Raw genomic sequence first — 2,760 nt, 5'->3', positions numbered from 1 at the left:
CCAGTCCAACAAAAGGCGTTAGATTTACTTGGTGTTTCCCTATTTGTACCCAGTAAATGACCGACAGAAAATCTGCTATTCCTTACCCAGCATAGGTTGCCCTTTTTGTCAAAGGGGGAACTTCAGTTAAGAGAATCTTGACCTGGCTTCAATTTCTGATCAGTTTTATCAGTATAGACTACGTGCGATCGCTGTTCGTGTATACTCAGCAACTCTGCCAAATTTTTCCCTAGACCAGTGCGGTCTGCCAAAATTAGCCAATCGCCCTGTTTAACTGACTTTAGGGTTCCCACTGGTTTCTTAACTTCTTTCCAAGCCACTTGGCAAAGCCAATCTTTCCAGAGTTCTTTCTGCTGTAATGATTGAGATCGAGCCTTTTTCAGTTGCAAACCTATGGCTTCAGCATAAACTTTGCCTTCTTTCCCCACCAACTGCAAATCTGCCTTCAGGGTTTCTTGACCAGGTTGACCATGAAGTTTAACGTAACTGAAAACCTCTCGATCTGGATCTTCCCAAAAGGTAAAATCGGGATAGGCAACAGGTAAATAAGTATCTGAAGAGTCGGTAGGCAAAGCTGCTAAAATCACTTGGAAACATCCATCCAAGAGAGCTGGATGCCAATGATAGGGATGATTGAGAAGATGTTTAGCTAGATTAATTTGTCCAAGGGCTTCTCCCTCAGAACACCACAAGCGCCGTAAATTTTGGAAGTTGCTCTCATAGACAAATTCTTGAGTAGCGACTTGCTGATAGAAAGCTTTGATATCCTGATGTTGTGGCAGACGAGTTTTAATGGTGGTTAAATCTGTGTTTAATTCTGAAGTTGGTTCCTCTTTGCCTCTACTAATCTTTCCTGCTGCGTAGCGCGTCCAAGTAGGCTCTTCATCGATAAAAACTAAACCAAAAATTTGCCACGAATAGCCTTCCCCATCGGAGTTCAAAACCAGTTGCACTGTTTGGATTTCTTCCAGTTTGAGGGCTTTTTCAATGGCTACCTCTTTAAAGGTTATCGACGGAGTCCCCAACAGTTGATTCCCTGCTGCCAAAACCATCTCGAAGTAGGCGCTAGCAGGCATAATTGCTTGACCAAAGGCACGATGGTCTAACAAGTAAGCTAAATCGTTGTGAGCAAGGTAAGCTTCAAACTGGACTTCTCCTGGTTTGAGTACGGATGAATAGATTCGTTCTTGTAGTAAGGGATGGGCAGAGATTTTACTGCTCTTTCTAGCAACTCTTTCCTGCTGTACCTCCACCCAACAGCGCTCTCTTTGAAAAGGATAAGTGGGTAATACTACTTTGCGATGGTGCTCACTTGAGAAAAACCCTTGCCAATTAATCTTGAGACCGCGAACGTACAATTGCGCTAGACTTTCTACCAAAGTGGAATATTCTGCGTCAGTGCGGATACTAGGTAGCCATGTGTAATGTTCTGTTTGATCAACTAGGCAATTCGCTCCCATGCCTAAAAGAATGGGTTTAGCTCCAATTTCTACAAAGCATTTTATCCCCATTTTTTGCAGGGTATTCATACCATCGGCAAATCTCACGGGCTGACGAATATGGTTCACCCAATGATTGGCAGTTGTTACATCATCTGTGACTTGTTCCCCTGTAAGATTTGAGATGAGGGGGATTTGGGGTGAACAATAGGTGACCTCCGCCGCAACTTGAGCAAAGGGCTTTAACACTGGCTCCATCAGGGGGGAATGGAAAGCGTGGGAAACTGTTAATTCGCGGGTTTTAATTTCCTTGGCTTGCAGTTCAGTAACAATGGCATCGATGGATGGGCTATCACCTGAGATAACTATGCTCTGGGGTCCATTCACCGCAGCTATAGAAACTTTTGTCCCATATGGTGCGATTGCAGAGTTGATTAGTTCTTCACTCGCCATGACGCTAACCATTTTGCCATGGGCTTCCTGTGGTAATTTCCCGATCAGTTTTCCGCGAGTTGCGATTAGCTTTAAACCATCTTCTAAGCTGAACACTCCCGCTACGCATGCTGCCACATACTCACCCACACTATGTCCCATTACCACATCAGGGATAATTCCCCAGGATTTCCACAACTCTGCCAGAGCATATTCAAAGGCAAATATAGCAGGTTGGGTATAGGCTGTGAGATTGATGATGTCTTCTGGTTCGTTGGGATAAAGGATTGACAACAAAGGTCGATCTAAATAGGAGTGTAGTATTTCATCACATTGCTGCAACACTCGACGAAAAGTAGGTTGGGTCTCATAAAGTTCCCGCCCCATGTCAACGTATTGTGACCCTTGTCCAGTGAATAAGAAAGCAATCTTAGGCACTGAACCGTAAGTATCACCTTGGATGGGACCTGTAATTTTGTCACCTTTGACCAAACTATCAAGCTGTTGCCTAATCTCTGCTTTCGAGTTGGCAATCATCGCTAATCGATGGGAAAAATGGGAACGTCCAGTGGCAGCACTATAGCAAATATCCCCTAAAGAATACTCTGTTGTGTCTAAGAAAGTTAAATAAGTTAAATAATTCTGTGTGAGTGCATTGAGAGCTTTTTCGCTCTTGGCAGATAAAGTAATACCAAAAATTTAAAGTCCTGACATACATAAAGATTGCCAAATCCAAGACCACCCAGTTAGACTACCTACAAGTTCATTAGATAAAGAGTTTAAACTTTTATCTATTTTTGCTCTTAAAGAGTCTAAGGATTCAAACAATTCCCAAGCCAAATCTTGTTTGAGATCTTCCCACAATCTTTCACTAGGATTAACTTCGGGA

The 2,760-nt window shown here is 43.1% G+C and carries 1 protein-coding gene and 1 pseudogene; both read right to left on the bottom strand.

The genetic code is table 11. The features are described 5' to 3' along the window. Positions 1–122: 122 nt before the first annotated feature. A complete protein-coding gene (locus F6K46_RS39150; RefSeq protein ID WP_293068701.1) occupies positions 123–2,408 on the bottom strand; it encodes an acyltransferase domain-containing protein in 2,286 nt (761 codons plus the stop codon). Between the two features lie 162 nt (positions 2,409–2,570). Continuing rightward, positions 2,571–2,760, bottom strand: a pseudogene (locus tag F6K46_RS39145) (IS630 family transposase); the annotation flags it as partial.

The organism is Moorena sp. SIO3E8, from assembly GCF_010692445.1.
Taxonomy (GTDB): Bacteria; Cyanobacteriota; Cyanobacteriia; order Cyanobacteriales; family Coleofasciculaceae; genus Moorena; species Moorena bouillonii.
This window is presented reverse-complemented; position numbering and strand designations above follow the sequence as displayed.